Below are 15,517 nucleotides of genomic sequence, written 5' to 3'. Positions count from 1 at the left end.
GCGTGCTGCGCTGCCTCGCAAGCGGTGTGCTCGACAAGTTACGTTGTGTAATGGGCAGATCCCTGGGCGTTAACGGAAAGGAACGAGCGCTGATGCGCGAGATCCTCGGAAGGCGACGCAAGCTCTCACTACAGCGAAAGGAGCGGACCGCGTTGCTCAACGCGGCGCTCACTTACGCCGAGCAGTGGCGATGGCGTGTCGTGCCCGGCGTCGGGTACGACGGGCGCGGAAGCTGGCGCGCGGCAGGGGCGCAGCCGTGCGCCTGCGCACGCCCCAACTGCCCCGTACCCGGGGCACACCCACTCGACCCCGGACTCCTGGCCGCGACCCGTGACCCGCGTATGGTGCGCTACTGGTGGACCAGTCGGCCGGACGCACCCGTCGTCGTCGCCACCGGCGACCGCGTCTCGGCGGCGAGCCTGCCCGCCGTGGCCGGTGCGCGCGCCGTGGAGGCGCTGGACGCCATGGGCGTACGGCTCGGGCCCGTCGTCGCCACTCCGACGCGGTATCAGCTGCTGGTCGCCCCCTACTCGCTCGCCGACCTCGGCGAGATCCTCGACAGCCACGACTGGGTCCCCGCGTCCCTGCGCTACCACGGCGACGGCGGCTACGTCGGTCTCCCGCCGTCCAGCAGCAGCGCGGGCCAGTTGCGCTGGGTGCGCCCGCCGCAGCCCGACGAGCGCACCGGCGGCCCGCAGCCGTGGCTGCCGCAGATCGGCACCCTGATCGACGCCCTGGTGCGGGCGGGCCGCAACATGCCGGGCAGCGACCGGCTGACGTACTGACGCCTCGGCATTCTGCGAGGCGGGGCTGAAAGGGACCCAGCCCACCGGTGTCCGCGGGGCGGCGCCGGACGGAGCCGTTCGAGCCGTATGCCTCGGCATATTGCCGCGGCGTACGGCTCCGCGCGCCGGGCGGTGACGGCGCGGCAATATGCCGGGTGGCACGGCATCCTCAGGTGCTCCGCACGCGGGGCGGCGTACGGTCCGGTCCACGGCGACGGTGTGCGCTCGACAGCTGTAAGGCCGAGACGTGCGGAGACCGCCGAAATCACCCGTACGGATGAACGCGCCTCCCACCGTCACTCGTTCGGGCAGCGGCCGGCCGCGGGTGACCTGCCCGCGGCGCCGGATGGGCGGGAGGGTCCGCGCCTGACCGCTATGTTCTCTTTCGTGGCACATTGCGTCGTTCGCAGAGGACGGCGACCGGGCACGAGGAGGAGGGAAGCGGCGGATGGCAGCGCACCGCCAGGCGGCACAGGACCCCGGCGGCCGGCTGCGGCTGATCGCGGCCGCGAGCGTCGCCGCACTGGCCGTCGTCCTGGCGCTGGCCGCGGTGACCGCCGACCACCACGACACCGCCCCGCGCCGCCAGGCCGGCCACAGCACCCCCCGCGACGCGCCGGGCGGGAGCCGGACGGGCGGTGCGGCGGGCGGCTCGATGAGTGGCTCGGCGAGTGGCGGCTGACGCGCGGCACCGCCCCGGAGCGCACGGGGCCGCCCAGGGATCCGGAGGATCCGCGGCGTGCGGAAGGCATCGCCCGAGACCGCTCGGGGACCGTTCGAGGCGCCGTCCGAGGCATCGCCTGCGAGCTGCTGACCTGGGCCAGGACATGGAAAACCCGGTCGCTGACGACGGGGGATGCATCAGCGACCGGGCTGACTAAACGGTAACAAGACTTCGTCCGATCGCAAATTCCTCACAAGCGGAGGCACCGCCGAATCCTGGGGATTCTCCGGAGGCTGTGACCGGAATCACTGACCAACCGCTCAGTCGGATGCGGTGCGCCCCGTCCGGCGGCACTGCGATCCGGCAGTGCGACGGCCCGGCGGCCACGCGCCGGGATGCCATGCGGGCGCGCACACGGTGTCGGGGCCGGCGCGGGCGTCCACGCGGGGGCCGGTGTCCGGCCGACCCCCGGCCATGGCACCGGCCCCGGCCCGGTCAGCTCAGTGTGATCTGGCGGTTCATGAAGCCGCTGCGGGCCCGCCGCTCCTCGGCGGTCAGCGGCTCGGTGCGGGCCAGGGTCTCCAGCAGGCGCTCGCCGAAGGCGGCCGCGGGCTTCTCGACCTCCTCCGCGCCCATGCCCAGCGGCAGGTCCCACACCGGCACGGTCAGCCCGTGCGCGCGGAAGGAGCCGACGAGCCGGGTGCCCTCGCCGAGCGAGGACGCGCCCGCGACGTGCAGCCGGGCCATCGCGTCGAGGAGCGTCTCCTCCGGGTGCGGCATGACCCACCGCAGGTGGTTCTTCTCCGGTGTCTCGCACCAGTACGCCGCGTCGACGCCGTTCAGCCGCACGGTCGGGATCACGGCCTCGTTCGCGCGCTCCAGCGACGCGGCCACCTCGCCGGTCGCCGTCTCCGCGTCCTCCAGCCAGAACTCGAAGCCCGAGTGCACCTCGGGCACGAAGGGCGCGTCCAGGTCCAGCAGGTCCTGCAGCCGCGGCCCGTCGGGGGCGGTCCTGCGGCCCTCCACCGGATTGCCGGGTTCGGCGGTGAGCGCGCGGGTGAGGGTGTCGGCGAGGTCGCGGCTGATGTCGCCGGAGGCCGTTTCGCTCTGCAGGCCGAGCAGCACGGCGCCGGTGTCGCGGCGCAGCCCGGGCCAGGCCATCGGCAGTACGGTGCCGAGCGTGACGGAGGGCACGCCGTCGGGCAGCGGTGCCTTGAGGGTGAGCGGGGCGGTCGCCGCGGGCACGAGCTCGCGCAGCGCCACCCAGTCGCATTCGCCGGGCAGGCCCTCGAAGGGGCGCTTGACCAGCTCGGTCACCGCGTGCGCCGCCTCCCGGCCGTGGCAGGCCTTGTAGCGGCGGCCCGAGCCGCACGGGCAGGGCTCGCGCGCGCCGACCACCGGCACTGCCGCGCCCTTCGACGTCCCGGCCGCCGGTGCGGCCCCCTTGCTCCTGGTGGCGGTCGCGCGCTTCTTGGCCATGGCTCGGTCTCTCCCGGTGCGGCGTTGTTCCCGGCCGCGAGCCTAGCGCCCGGCGGCCCCTCGCCCGACCACGACGGGCGGTGCGGCAGGGACCGCGTCGGGCGCGCTCAGCTCCGGTCGTCCAGGGACTCCGCCAGGTCCAGCGGGAGGCCGAGGGGGACTCCGCGGGGCAGGCCGATGCCCGTACCGCCCGGGGCAAGGTCGTCGCGGCGGGCGTGGCGGCCCCGGACGGGCAGGAGAGCCCAGACGGTGACCTCGCCGGGCGCGTAGTCGCCCACGCCCCAGCGGAGCGAGAGGCTGCCGACGATGCCCAGGCCGCGGCCGCCGTGCGCCGTCAAAGAGGGGCTGGAGGGGCGCGGCCTGGTGGGCCCGCCGCCGTCCGTGACCTCGATCTTGAGCAGCCCGTCGTCCCCGACCGCCCACCCGGCCCGTATGCCGCCGTCCACTTCCTCAGGACCGGCCTGACCGGCGGCCGAGCACAGGCCCTTGCCGGGGATCGCGGGCATCGCGCTCTCCGCCGGATCGCCCAGCGGACGGGCGTGGCGGCACGAATTGCTCAGCAGCTCGGAAAGGATGAGCACCGCGTCGTCCACGACCGGCTCCGGCACGCTCTGCGCGTGCAGATCCCGGCGCATGCGCCTGCGGGCCTCCGCGACGCCACCGGGACCATGGGGCAGGGCCATGGTCGTGGACGTCGGCACCTCCTGTGCGACCATCAACGACACCCCCGTGACCTCCTTCACCCCACGCCACGGGATGGATGCCCTCTGGGGCTGGACCGGAAACAGGCCAACCGCGATCTATTGACGCACTCCTTACGTCCCGGCAAAAGCCTCTGCGCCACATGTAGGGAAAACCCTGCGTCCGCCCGCGCCGCACACCCGCGCCCGATCTGGCGCCCGCCCGCGTACGCCCCCCAGCTCACGCGATGTCCCGCCACTGCTCCGCATATTGCCGCGCCCCGGGTGTCCGGCGCCCGCCCGGCCGTGACCCCGCGGCGTATTGCCGTGCCGCCGCAATATGCAGGGTGGATATCCCGCCACCCGACCCCCGCCACGGCGTTCCGCGCCCGGTCCGGTCGCGGGTCCGCCACCCGGCCCGGCGCGGCTCCGGTGCCGGTCCCCGGCGCGGCCGTGCGCTCCTTCCGTTCCGGTGGGCGCCGGTTCAGCGCCGGAGCCCGTCGTCGCCGCCCGCGCCACCGGCCCCGTCGATCGCCGCGAGCTGGGCGCGTACCTGCCGCGGCCGGTTGGTGATGACGGCATCGACGCCGAGCCGGGCGCAGAGCTCCACGTCGGCGGGCTCGTCGACCGTCCAGACGTGGACGCGGTTCCCGGCGCTGTGCAACCGCGCCACGTACCCCGGGTTCGCCCGCACGATGCGCATGCTCGGGCCGGCGATGCGCACCCCCGCGGGAATCCGCCCGTCGCGGTGCCGCGGCGACACGTACTGCATGAGGTAGACGGTCGGCAGTGCGGGTGCCGCGAGCCGCACCCGGCGCAGCGAGCGGGACGAGAAGCTCATCACCCGCACCTGGGAGGGCGCCCCGGCCGGTGAGGGCCGGTCAAGGCCGAAGGCGCGCAGCATCTCGATCAGCCGCTCCTCCACCTGTCCGGCCCAGCGCGTCGGGTGCTTGGTCTCGATGGCCAGCTCCACCCGGCGGTCGGTGTCCGCGACGAGTTCCAGCAGCCGCCGCAGGGTCAGCACGCGGCTGCGCTCCTCCGGGTTGCCCGGAGCCGCGGGCCCGGCGGGATCGGCGGGATCCCGCTCCGGCGCCTCCGGATCGGCCTGCCGCCCCTTCCAGGAGCCGAAGTCCAGCGCGGCGAGGTCGGCCAGCTCCAGCGAGGAGACCGCCCCGCGGCCGTTGGACGTACGGTTGACGCGCCAGTCGTGCACGCACACCAGCTCGCCGTCCGCCGTCAGCCGGATGTCGCACTCCAGGGCGTCGGCGCCGTCCTCGATGGCTTTCCGGTACGCGGCGAGCGTATGTTCTGGTACATCTTCGGAAGCACCCCGATGGGCGACGACCTGGACAGGTCGCCCCTGCGGGTACGCCTCCGGGACCGCGCGCACATGTGTCACCGGTTCATGGTGCCACCGCCTCGGCGGCCGCCACGCGAACCGGCTCCCGGCGCACGCGTCCCTGACATGCACAGCTCCCGCTTACGGTGGTCCGACACGCCGTGGGAAATGCTGTGTTCGGCCCACCACTCTGTCCTGAACCGAGGAGAAACGCTGTGAGCACCGAAAACGAAGCCGGTTCCGTCCCGGCTGCGGAGTCGGCGGCGGCCGCACCCGGCGGTGCGGCGTACGACGGTGCCTCGGCGGCACAGGCTCCCGCTCCTCCGGCGACCCCGCCGGCGCCCACGGACGACGCCGCGCGCACCGAGGTCCTGCCGACGCAGGCGCCTCCGCCGGTGGGACCGCCGTCGCCGTACGGCCCGCCGCCTGCCGCGCTCGCCCACCAGCAGCCGCAGGCCGCCCCGGCGTACGAGCCCGCGGCGCCCGCCGCCCCCGCGTACGACGCCAAGCCGTCCGCGTACGACGCCCCCGGGGCCGCGCCCGTACCGGCGCAGCCCCGGCCGCCCGTCGCCGACGCCCAGCCGCCCGTGGTGCCGGCCCAGCCGCAGGGCTACGGGCAGCACGCCGCGTTCGGCGCGGAGCCGCCGCACCAGGCCCCGCAGCCCGCGCAGCCGCAGCACGGCCCGCAGCCGCCGCAGGACCCGTACGCCGTGCCGGTCACGCCCTCGTACGCCACCGGGGGCCAGCCCCCGCAGACCCAGCCCGGCTACGGGGCCCCCGGCGGCCCCGAGGGCCCGGTGTGGGGCCAGCCCGCGCCCGTACCCCCGGACGGCGGACGCAAGCGCCGCGGCGTCGGCGGCCTGGTCGCCGCGGTCCTGGTGGCGGCCCTGGTCGCCGGCGGGGTCGGCGGCGGCATCGGCTACTGGGCCGCGGAGCACAACGACAAGAACGACACGTCGACGTCCACGACCGTCGCCGACGGCGGCAGCCAGAAGGCCCTCAACCGCGCCCCCACCTCCGTCGCCGGCATCGCCAACACCGCGCTCCCCCGCGTCGTGACGATCAAGGCGAGCGGCAGCCAGGAGAGCGGCACGGGCACCGGCTTCGTCTACGACACCCAGGGCCACATCCTCACCAACAACCACGTCGTCGCCCCCGCCGCCGACGGCGGCAAGCTGACGGTCACCTTCTCCAACGGCAAGACGTACGACGCGGAGGTCATCGGCCGCGCCCAGGGCTACGACGTGGCCGTCATCAAGCTCAAGAACGCCTCGGGCGTCAAGCTCTCGCCGCTGCCGCTCGGCAATTCCGACAACGCGGCAGTGGGCGACGCCACCATCGCGATCGGCGCCCCCTTCGGCCTGTCCGGCACGGTGACCACCGGCATCGTCAGCGCCGTCCACCGCCCGGTCGCGTCCAGCGACGGCCAGGGCTCGCAGGCGTCCTACATGAGCGCGATCCAGACGGACGCGTCCATCAACCCCGGCAACTCCGGCGGCCCCCTCCTCAACGCCAACGGGGCCGTCATCGGCATCAACTCCGCGATCCAGCCCGGCGGCAACACCCAGCCCGGCAGCCAGGGCGGCAGCGTCGGCCTCGGCTTCGCCATCCCGATCAACCAGGCCAAGCGCGTCGCCGACGAGCTCATCAAGACCGGCAAGCCCGTCTACCCGGTCATGGAGGTCCAGGTCGACAGCCAGTACCAGGGCGACGGCGCGAAGATCGCCGACGGCTCCGACGGCGTCACCGCGGGCGGCCCCGGCGACAAGGCGGGCCTCAAGCCCGGCGACGTCATCACCGAGTTCGACCACACGATCGTCGACAGCGACGAGACCCTGATCGGCGAGATCTGGCAGCACCAGCCCAACGAGAAGGTCTCCGTCACCTACACCCGTGACGGGTCCACCCACACCACCACCGTCACCCTCGGCTCCCGCGTCGGCGACTCCCCGCAGTAGGCTGACCCCCGCAGCGCCCACCCCCCCACGGGGGCCAGGGCGCCGCGGGGAGGCTTGCCCGAGCGGCCGAAGGGAACGGTCTTGAAAACCGTCGTGGCAGCGATGTCACCGTGGGTTCAAATCCCACAGCCTCCGCACTGGCGGTGAAAGCGCAGGTGAGGGCGGGTCTCGGAAGTCCGAGACCCGCTCTCGCGTGTTTCGCCGTCCTGATCCCGCCGCCCCGCCCGCGGGGACGGTCCTGCCTCGCACATCCCCGCAAGGTCCGCGTCGTCGGTTGCCGGCGTCAGCCAGGCCGTCTTCCGGTGATCGGGCGGGGGAGGCGGCGGCCTCGCGGGTGGGGGCGGGTGGGGGCGGGTGGGCTACTTCGTCGTCCACTGGGCCGTTTCTTCGGCGAAGCCGGAGTTGGGGGTGTACTGGACGCGGGTGACAGCCGCGGGCTTGGGGACCTGGAAGACGAGCCAGCCCAGGGCGACGTCGCCCGGGGGGAGTTTGAGCTCGGAGGGCATCAGGGGGCCGGCGGTGATCGCGTCGAGGAGGGCCTCGTCGAAGCGCTGGCCCTGGGCGTCGGCGGCCTGGACGCAGTTGCCGGGGCTGTCGTCGTAGACGGCGGTGCCGACATTCCTGATCTCGAACTGGCCGGCGACCCACGTCTTCCCGGGCTCGGGGGTGAAGTACTGGTCCGTGCTGCGGGCGGTGTTGTTCCACTTCTTGAGGGTGATGGCGAGCTTCACGCCCTCGTCGCCGCTCACGGTGATGGTGTCGCCGACGGCCGCCGCCGTGGGTGCGGGGGCAGCCGTCGTGGTCGTGGGGGCCGCAGTGGTGGGCCGGGCGGCGGCCGTCGTCGCGGCGGGCTTGTCGGGGGCGGACTTGACGGTGCTGCCGCTGCCGGACGAGCAGGCCGTGAGGGTGGTGAGGGCGGCGGCGGTCACGGCCGCGGCGGCGATACGGGTGCGCATCGGGCCAGCGTGGCGGATCGGGCGCATCATGTGGAGGAAATGTGATGGACCTGTGATGAAAACTGCCGAAGGTCCTGCTCGGAGGCGGCTGTTGGGGTGGCGGGCGAGGGCGTCACGTACGGCCGGAACGCGGGCGCGCGGCCACCGTCGCACCCCCTGGCGCGCCGTCACGGTCCCGCGCTGAGCCAGGCTCCGATCGCGGGGAGCGCCTCCGGGCCGTAGTCGCCGGTCACCTCTGCGGCGAGGTCGGCGACGGATATACCCCGCAGCGTCGCGCGCCACGCCGCGTCCGCGCTCGCCATCGCGCGGGTGATGGCGCAGGGGCGGGTGCAGGCCTCGGGGGGTGAGGCGAGGGGGCCGCGCTGCCGGATCTCGGTGCAGGTGAAGGCGGGCTGGGCGCCGTCCACGGCGGTGACGACGTCCAGCACGGTGATCTGCGCGGGCGGCCGGGTCAGCACGTAGCCGCCGGCCTTGCCCTGGACGGACTGCACGAGGCCGGCCCGGGAGAGGGCCTGGAGCTGCTTGGCCAGGTAGCTCGCGGAGACGTCGTGCAGCTCGGCCAGCCGCGCCGCCGGCACCGGCTCGCTCGCGGTCGTCAGGACGACGCAGCAGTGCAGCGCCCACTCGACTCCGCCGGAGATCTTCACGCCCGTCCCTCCGTCCCGTGCAAAGGCCCGGTGCTTCGCTTGACTCGGACAAAGACTATCCGACTATCATCTCGGACAGAGATTGTCCGAGTTAGCGCGTGGAGTGCGCGCGAGAGGTGGCAGTGATGAAGTTCACCGTTATCGGCGGTACGGGTCTGATCGGCTCGCAGGTGGTCGCGAAGCTGGCGGCAGCGGGGCACGAGGCCGTGGCCGCGTCGCCGTCCACGGGGGTCGACGTGATCACCGGTGAGGGCCTCGACAAGGCCCTGGAGGGTGCCGGGGTCGTGGTCAACCTGTCGAACTCGCCGACCTTCGACGACAAGTCCCTCGACTTCTTCCGCACGTCGATGGGCAACCTGCTCGCGGCGGGCGAGCGCGCCGGGGTGGGGCACCAGGTGGTGCTGTCGATCGTGGGCGTCGACCAGGTGCCGGGACTGGACTACTACCGGGCCAAGGTGCTGCAGGAGGAGCTGCTGCGGCAGGGGCCGACGCCGTACTCGATCGTGCGGGCCACGCAGTTCTTCGAGTTCGTCGACGCGGTGCTGTCGTGGACCTCGGACGAGCGGACGGTGCGGCTGCCCGCGACGCCGGTCCAGCCGATGGCCGCCGCGGATGTCGCGGCCGCCGTCCACGAGGTCGCGACGGGTGCGCCGCTGGGCGGCATCCGAAACGTCGCGGGCCCGGACGTCTTCACGCTCGACGACCTCGGCCGGCTCACGCTGGAGTTGAAGGGCGACGGCCGCGAGGTCGTCACCGACGGGACCGCGGGGATGTTCGCGGCGGTCGACGGCGACGTGCTGATCGGCGGCCCGGACGCCCGGCTCTCGCCCACGCACTACCGCGACTGGCTCCAGAGGAAGCTCTGACCTGCGGATTCGCCGGACGTGGGGAGGCGTGCGCGGCGGGTGCGCCGCGCTTCCGCGGTGATCCGGAAAGAGGCGTCAGGGGTGTTTACAGACGGATCGTCACGCTTGGGAGGGAAAAGGAGTACGCGGGCGCATCGGTCGGAGCGCGCTGGGCAATCTGATCTTGGCGACGCCGTCAGAGGGGCGGGAGGAGCGGTCGGCCGGCCGCTCCGCCGCAGACAGCAGGTCCGAGTTCGGAATTCTGTTTCCTGGGAGGGAACACCATGGCAAGCATCCGTACCGTCCGTGTCCTGGCCGCCGTGGCGGGACTGCCCGTTGCGGCGGTGCTGTTCGCGGCGGGCACCGCCGCGGCGGACGACGGCGCTTTCGCAGGTGGTCAGTCGGCCGCGACGGTCGTGAGCAACTCCGGGGGGAATGTCGTCGGGGACAACTTCGGCAACGTGACGACGACCCAGCAGGTGGCCACCGGCCCGGGTGCGTCGAACCGGAACAGCCAGGCGAGCGTGGCCGGTTCCGGGTTCACCGCCATCGACCAGAGCGCCGTCGACGTCCACTTCTCGCCGCTCTGGTTCGGGTGACCCTCCGATCGACCCGGCCCCGGTGTGCGAGGTGCTCGCCGGTCGGTTGAGCCGGGTCCGGGCGCGCGACGGTCTCCCCGTGCCGTCGCGCGCCCATCAGGGGGTGATGTGGGGATTCGTCCACAGGCTGTGGACAAACAGTGCCGGGAGGGAGCGGTGAGGCCCGAGGGGGAGGTGGGGGCAAGGAGGTGGCAGGGGTGGAATCCGTCGCAGACGGGTGTGCGGCGGCGTGTCTGCGTGTGCCGCGGGCGTTGCCCGCGTTGACTCGCTGAAATGACCGACAGAAGTGGATTCATCCGTTATGTACGCCACCTCCTGGTGGGCACCTTGACGATGACCGGCCTGCTTCTCCCCGCGATGAGCGCCGCCGCCGCGCCGGACGCCACGGGGGCGAACCGCGGCGACACCGTGCCCCGGATCTTCCAGGGGGCCGGCTTCGACACGTGCCAGGCGCCCGACCTGGCGACGATGCGCGCCTGGCGTGCCTCGACCGCCTACCGCGGGGTCGGTATCTACTTCGGCGGGCGCGCCCGCGCATGCAAGAGCCAGCTCCACCTCACGACCGACTGGGTGCGGCAGACCACGGCGGACGGCTGGAACCTGCTGCCCATCTACGTCGGCTCGCAGAGCCCGTGCGTCAACGGCTCCAACAAGAACCCCTACCGCATCGACCCGCTCCTCGCCTCCGCGCAGGGCGGAACGGAGGGCGAGGACGCGATCGCCGCGGCGAAGGCGCTGGGCCTGGGCAAGGGCAGCCCGCTGTACCTCGACATGGAGGCCTACGACACGCAGGACGCGGACTGCGCCGCAGCGACCCTCACCTTCGTGCGCGGCTGGGACCGCGAGGTCCAGGCCGCCGGTTACCTCGCCGGCTTCTACAGCAGCGCCGACTCCGGCATCCGGCACATCGAGACGGCCCGCCGGGCGGGAGTCGGTGACCTGCCCGACGTCGTCTGGTACGCCCGCTGGGGCGTGGACGCGACGCTCACCGACGAGCCGGTGCTCGCCGCCGACGCATGGGCTTCGCACGCCCGGATCCACCAGTACGCCGGGAGCGTGACCGAGACGCACGGCGGCGAGACGCTCACCGTCGACCGCGACCTGATCGACGCACCGGTCGCAATCGTCGACTGACCGCCCCGCGCCTCCGGTTCCTGTGGGTTCGCCCCCCCGCCCCCGGTTCCTGTGCGCTCGACACCCCGCGCCCCCGTACATGCCCGCTCCACGCCCCCGCACGCCGCCCCCGCGAGGGGGCGCGGATCCGCGCCGGTGGAGCGGGGTGCCGTACATCTGAGGGTGTACCCCCCGTCCGACCCTGAGGCCCGGCTCCCCCCTCGGGGGGTGGGGCAAACCCCCGGCCTACGACCTGAGGGTGATCTCCTTTCGGCACCTGCGGCCGATCCGCGCGGGCCGCCCCGGCGCCTAGCGTTGAGCCATGACCACGCCTGTGTGCACCCGCGCCGGCACAACGCAGTTCACGGCCTACGTCCGGACCAAGGGCCCGACGCTGCTGCGCACCGCGCGCTCCCTGACCCCCAACCCCGCCGACGCGGAGGATCTGCTCCAGACGGCACTGACCAAGACCTACCTCGCCTGGGACCGGATCGACGACCACCGGGCCCTCGACGGCTACGTGCGGCGCACCCTGGTCAACACGCGGACCTCCCAGTGGCGCAAGCGCAAGGTCGACGAGTTCAGCACGGACGAGCTGCCCGAGCCCACGACGGCGGGCCTGCCCGACCTCACCGAGCAGCAGGCCCAGCGGGACGCGCTGCTGCGCGCGATATCCCGGCTGCCCCCGCGTCAGCGCGCCATGGTCGTGCTCCGCTACTACGAGGACATGAGCGAGGCCCAGACGGCCGAGGCGATGGGCGTCTCCGTCGGCACGGTCAAGAGCGCCGTCTCCCGCGCCCTCGGCAAGCTTCGCGACGACCCGGAACTGGAGCTGTGCGTGGCCTGAGGCCGCGGCGGCCCCCGCAGGGGGTAGTGACATACCACCCGGTATGCCAGCACAATCGGGAAACCCTCGCCGATCCCGTGAGCCCGCCGGAGGCCCGTTGTGCTGAGCACGATGCAGGACGTACCGCTGACCGTGACCCGCATCCTCGTGCACGGGACGCTGGTGCACGGCAGGTCGCGGGTCACGACGTGGACGGGTGACGCCGAGCCGCAGCGCCGGACCTTCCGGGAGGTCGGCGTGCGGGCGGTGCAGCTCGCGAACGGGCTGCGGGACGGCCTCGGCGTGGTCGAGGGCGACCGGGTCGCCACCCTCATGTGGAACAACTGCGAGCACATGGAGGCATACCTCGCCATCCCCTCCATGGGCGCGGTCCTCCACACGCTCAACCTGCGGCTGCCCGCCGACCAGCTCACCTGGATCGTCAACCACGCCGCCGACCGGGTGCTGCTGGTCAACGGCTCGCTGCTGCCGCTGCTCGCCCCGCTGCTGCCGCGCATGGAGCCGCTGGAGCACATCGTGGTCGTCGGCCCCGGCGACCGCGCGCTGCTCGACGGCTGCCGCCCCGCCGTGCACGACTACGAGGAACTGCTCGCCGGCCGCCCCGCCCGCTACGACTGGCCCGAGCTGGACGAGCGCGCCGCCGCCGCCATGTGCTACACCTCCGGGACCACGGGCGACCCGAAGGGCGTCGTCTACTCGCACCGCTCCATCTACCTGCACTCCATGCAGGTCGGCAGCGCGGAGTCGATGGGCCTGACCGACCACGACACCAGCCTGCCCGTCGTGCCGATGTTCCACGTGAACGCGTGGGGGCTGCCGCACGCGGCCTTCATGAGCGGGGTCAACCTGCTCATGCCGGACCGCTTCCTCCAGCCCGGCCCGCTCGCCGAGATGATCGAGAGCGAGCGGCCCACACACGCCGCCGCCGTGCCCACCATCTGGCAGGGGCTGCTCGCCGAGCTGACGGCCAAGCCGCGGGACGTCAGCTCGCTCTCCCGGGTGACCATCGGCGGCTCGGCCTGCCCGCCCTCACTCATGAAGGCCTTCGACGAGCAGCTGGGCGTACGGCTCTGCCACGCCTGGGGCATGACGGAGACGTCGCCGCTCGGTACGGTCGCGCTGCCGCCGGGCGGCCTGGAGAGCGAGGCGGAGGAGTGGGCGTACCGCGTCACGCAGGGGCGCTTCCCGGCCTCCGTCGAGCCGCGGCTCATCGGGCCGGACGGCTCCGAGATGCCGTGGGACGGCGAGTCGGCGGGCGAGCTGGAGGTGCGCGGCCCCTGGATCGCGGGGGCGTACTACGGGGGCGCGGGGGCGGAGCCGCTGCGGCCCGAGGACAAGTTCAGCCCCGACGGGTGGCTGCGCACGGGTGACGTCGGCGTCATCTCGCCGGACGGCTTCCTCACCCTCACCGACCGCGCCAAGGACGTCATCAAGTCGGGCGGCGAGTGGATCTCCTCGGTCGAGCTGGAGAACGTGCTGATGTCCCACCCGGACGTGGCCGAGGCCGCGGTCGTGGCGGTGCCCGACGAGCGCTGGGGAGAGCGCCCGCTCGCCACGGTGGTGCTGCTCGAGGGCACGAGCACCGGCTACCAGGAACTGCGGGACTTCCTCGCCGAGCGGATCGCGCACTGGCAGGTGCCCGAGCGCTGGGCGGTCGTTCCTGCGGTGCCGAAGACGAGCGTCGGGAAATTCGACAAGAAGGTGATCCGCAAGTCGTACGCGGACGGCGAGCTGGACGTCACGCGGCTCTGAGGCCCTGCTCCGAAAGCCCCGGGGCGACGCGGAACCGCGGCACCGGGCCGTACGAACTCACGGAGCAGAAAGGGGAGTTCGATCGGTTCGACGGGCAACCACCGTGCCGTGTACGGGCGTACGTCCGGCGTGTCGTCCGAAGCAACTGACCCGTGAGGGTGTTGAAGCCGCCGGAGCCCCAAGTCCCGTGCTGGCCCGGCGCAGTTCACCAACTCGCCGCCCCGGCTATTCCGTTGAGTTCAGCCCGACGGCAACACCCCGCACAGCGCGGCCAGCGCGGCCGTGAAGGAGTGGTCCGGCGGGGCCGCGTACCCCACGACCAGGCCGTCCGCGGGAATGCCGGACCCGGCGGCCGACTCCCCGGTGGCGGGCGGCGCGTCCGGATGCAGGTAATCCCCCAGCGCGCCCAGCGCGACGCCCTGGAAGGCCGCGGCACGGGCCACCGCCGCCTCCGTGCCCGGCGGGAGGCGGAGCACCGCGTGCAGGCCCGCCGAGATGCCGGTCACCTCGATGTGCGGGGCCTGCTCCGCGAGTACGGCGGCGAGTTGGTCGCGGCGGCGCCGGTAGCGCTGCCGCATGCCGCGCAGATGACGGTCGTAGCCGCCGGACTCGATGAAGGCGGCGAGCGTCAACTGGTCCAGCGCCCCCGCCCATGGCTCGCGCTCGCCCTTCGCCGCGACCACCTCCGCCACCAGGTGGGCGGGCAACGCCATCCAGCCCAGCCGCAGCGCGGGGCTGAGGCTCTTGCTCACCGAGCCCAGGTAGACGGTCCGTTCGGGGTCCAGCCCCTGCACCGCCCCCACCGGCTGCCGGTCGTAACGGAATTCGCCGTCGTAGTCGTCCTCCAGGACCAGCCCGTCCGCCGCCCGCGCCCAGCCCACCGCCGCCGCCCGGCGGTCCGGGTGCAGGGCCGAGCCGGTCGGGAACTGGTGCGCGGGCGTGAGAAGTACGGCCCCCGCGCCGGACGTCGGGAGGCATGCCGGGTCGGCGCCGTCGGCGTCCACCGGAAGCGGCGTGGTGCGCAGGCCCGCGCCGGTGAGCAGGCTGCGGTGGAACGGCAGCCCGTACGCCTCGACCGCGAGCGGCGCCGACCGCAGCTGCGGCAGTGACGCGAGCAGCCGCAGCGCGCCCGCCGTGCCCGAGCACACCACGAGCCGCTCCGGCGACGTCCGTACGCCCCGGGCCCGCGCGAGGTAGTCCGCGAGGGCGCGCCGCAGCTCGATCCGGCCGCGCGGATCGCCGGGCCCGAAGGCGTCGTTGGGCGCCGCGGCGAGCGCCCGCCGGGTCGCCGCGAGCCAGGCGGTGCGCGGGAAGGACGCGGTGTACGGGATGCCCTCGCGCAGGTCGTGCACCGGACGGGAGCCGGGCGGCGGCGCGGCGGGCGCGGGCGGCGGGCCGCTCGGTGCGATCGGCGGCGCGGGCCGGTCGGCGACCCGCGTGCCCGAGCCCTGGCGGGCGGACAGCCAGCCCTCGGCGACGAGTTCGGCGTACGCGTCCGCGACCGTGTTGCGGGCCATGCCGAGGTCGGCGGCCAGCGAGCGGTACGGCGGCAGCCGGGTGCCCGGCGCGAGGCGCCCGCCGCGTACGGCCTCGCGCAGCGCCGCCGTCAGCGCGGCCCGCCGCCCGCTGCCCCGGCCCCCGCCGCGCGCGGACAGCTCCAGGTGCAGGTCCCGCCCGAGCCCGCCGGCCGCCTCCGCCCAGCCGGGACCGCCGTCCGTACCCCCGCCCGTACCCCCGCCCGTACCGGCCTCCGCGGCCGGGCCCCCACCCGTACCCCCGCCGTCCGGCAGCGAATTGACCCGCGAATCCGTCATGGAATTGCACTCTATGTCAGGTCACTGCGCTTCCTAAGC

Annotated in this window: 14 protein-coding genes and 1 tRNA gene; 9 read left to right on the top strand and 6 right to left on the bottom strand. The window is 73.8% G+C overall.

The features are described from left to right. Nucleotides 1-92: 92 nt before the first annotated feature. Both IH54_RS0102890 and IH54_RS0102885 read left to right on the top strand, forming a co-directional pair. Nucleotides 93-785 carry a bifunctional DNA primase/polymerase gene (locus IH54_RS0102890; RefSeq protein ID WP_031512608.1) on the top strand — a complete coding sequence of 231 codons (693 nt, stop codon included), beginning with the start codon at nucleotides 93-95 and terminating at the stop codon, nucleotides 783-785. A gap of 448 nt (nucleotides 786-1,233) precedes the next feature. Next, entirely contained in the window at nucleotides 1,234-1,467 is a 234-nt protein-coding gene (locus tag IH54_RS0102885; RefSeq protein ID WP_031512607.1) for a hypothetical protein, read from the top strand. Nucleotides 1,468-1,944: 477 nt separating this feature from the next. Here the strand turns inward: IH54_RS0102885 and IH54_RS0102880 are convergent, their stop codons facing one another. The 3 genes from IH54_RS0102880 to IH54_RS0102870 form a co-directional block, all read right to left on the bottom strand. Then, nucleotides 1,945-2,928 (bottom strand): DUF5926 family protein, encoded by a 984-nt coding sequence (locus IH54_RS0102880; RefSeq protein ID WP_031512606.1) that lies wholly within the window; start codon nucleotides 2,926-2,928, stop codon nucleotides 1,945-1,947. Nucleotides 2,929-3,035: 107 nt separating this feature from the next. Then, nucleotides 3,036-3,653, bottom strand: coding sequence for an ATP-binding protein (locus tag IH54_RS0102875; RefSeq protein ID WP_043179599.1), 618 nt, complete (start codon nucleotides 3,651-3,653; stop codon nucleotides 3,036-3,038). 439 nt (nucleotides 3,654-4,092) lie between these two features. Next, nucleotides 4,093-5,007 (bottom strand): glycerophosphodiester phosphodiesterase, encoded by a 915-nt coding sequence (locus IH54_RS0102870; RefSeq protein WP_052397002.1) that lies wholly within the window; start codon nucleotides 5,005-5,007, stop codon nucleotides 4,093-4,095. Nucleotides 5,008-5,162: 155 nt separating this feature from the next. Between IH54_RS0102870 and IH54_RS0102865 the strand changes: the two genes are divergently transcribed. Both IH54_RS0102865 and IH54_RS0102860 read left to right on the top strand, forming a co-directional pair. Then, the gene (locus IH54_RS0102865) at nucleotides 5,163-6,905 is read left to right on the top strand and encodes a S1C family serine protease (protein ID WP_078861886.1); all 1,743 of its coding nucleotides are present in this window, start codon (nucleotides 5,163-5,165) and stop codon (nucleotides 6,903-6,905) included. A gap of 48 nt (nucleotides 6,906-6,953) precedes the next feature. After that, a tRNA-Ser gene (locus IH54_RS0102860) sits at nucleotides 6,954-7,040 on the top strand. 224 nt (nucleotides 7,041-7,264) lie between these two features. On the opposite strand, the gene IH54_RS0102855 is transcribed toward IH54_RS0102860, so the two are convergent. Then, entirely contained in the window at nucleotides 7,265-7,861 is a 597-nt protein-coding gene (locus tag IH54_RS0102855) for a DUF4352 domain-containing protein (protein WP_031512601.1), read from the bottom strand. Nucleotides 7,862-8,028: 167 nt separating this feature from the next. Continuing rightward, entirely contained in the window at nucleotides 8,029-8,508 is a 480-nt protein-coding gene (locus tag IH54_RS0102850; RefSeq protein WP_031512599.1) for an RrF2 family transcriptional regulator, read from the bottom strand. A gap of 125 nt (nucleotides 8,509-8,633) precedes the next feature. Between IH54_RS0102850 and IH54_RS0102845 the strand changes: the two genes are divergently transcribed. The 5 genes from IH54_RS0102845 (at nucleotide 8,634) to IH54_RS0102825 (ending at nucleotide 13,664) form a co-directional block, all read left to right on the top strand. Then, nucleotides 8,634-9,374: an SDR family oxidoreductase gene (locus IH54_RS0102845; protein ID WP_031512598.1), complete on the top strand. Its 741-nt coding sequence runs from the start codon at nucleotides 8,634-8,636 to the stop codon at nucleotides 9,372-9,374. A gap of 263 nt (nucleotides 9,375-9,637) precedes the next feature. Further along, on the top strand, nucleotides 9,638-9,952 hold the full coding sequence (locus IH54_RS0102840) for a hypothetical protein (protein WP_031512597.1): 315 nt from the start codon (nucleotides 9,638-9,640) through the stop codon (nucleotides 9,950-9,952). A 273-nt stretch (nucleotides 9,953-10,225) separates the two neighbouring features. Next, nucleotides 10,226-11,086 carry a DUF1906 domain-containing protein gene (locus tag IH54_RS0102835; protein ID WP_031512595.1) on the top strand — a complete coding sequence of 287 codons (861 nt, stop codon included), beginning with the start codon at nucleotides 10,226-10,228 and terminating at the stop codon, nucleotides 11,084-11,086. Between the two features lie 301 nt (nucleotides 11,087-11,387). Then, entirely contained in the window at nucleotides 11,388-11,912 is a 525-nt protein-coding gene (locus tag IH54_RS0102830) for a SigE family RNA polymerase sigma factor (RefSeq protein ID WP_031512594.1), read from the top strand. Nucleotides 11,913-12,011: 99 nt separating this feature from the next. Beyond that, nucleotides 12,012-13,664, top strand: coding sequence for a long-chain fatty acid--CoA ligase (locus IH54_RS0102825; RefSeq protein WP_031512593.1), 1,653 nt, complete (start codon nucleotides 12,012-12,014; stop codon nucleotides 13,662-13,664). 239 nt (nucleotides 13,665-13,903) lie between these two features. On the opposite strand, the gene IH54_RS0102820 is transcribed toward IH54_RS0102825, so the two are convergent. Then, nucleotides 13,904-15,478 carry a PLP-dependent aminotransferase family protein gene (locus IH54_RS0102820; RefSeq protein ID WP_078861885.1) on the bottom strand — a complete coding sequence of 525 codons (1,575 nt, stop codon included), beginning with the start codon at nucleotides 15,476-15,478 and terminating at the stop codon, nucleotides 13,904-13,906. Nucleotides 15,479-15,517: the final 39 nt, after the last annotated feature.

It is taken from the genome of Streptomyces sp. NRRL F-5123 (genome assembly GCF_000721495.1).
GTDB lineage: Bacteria > Actinomycetota > Actinomycetes > Streptomycetales > Streptomycetaceae > Actinacidiphila.
The sequence above is the reverse complement of the archived record's forward strand: the minus strand, read 5'-3'. Positions and strand labels throughout refer to the sequence as shown.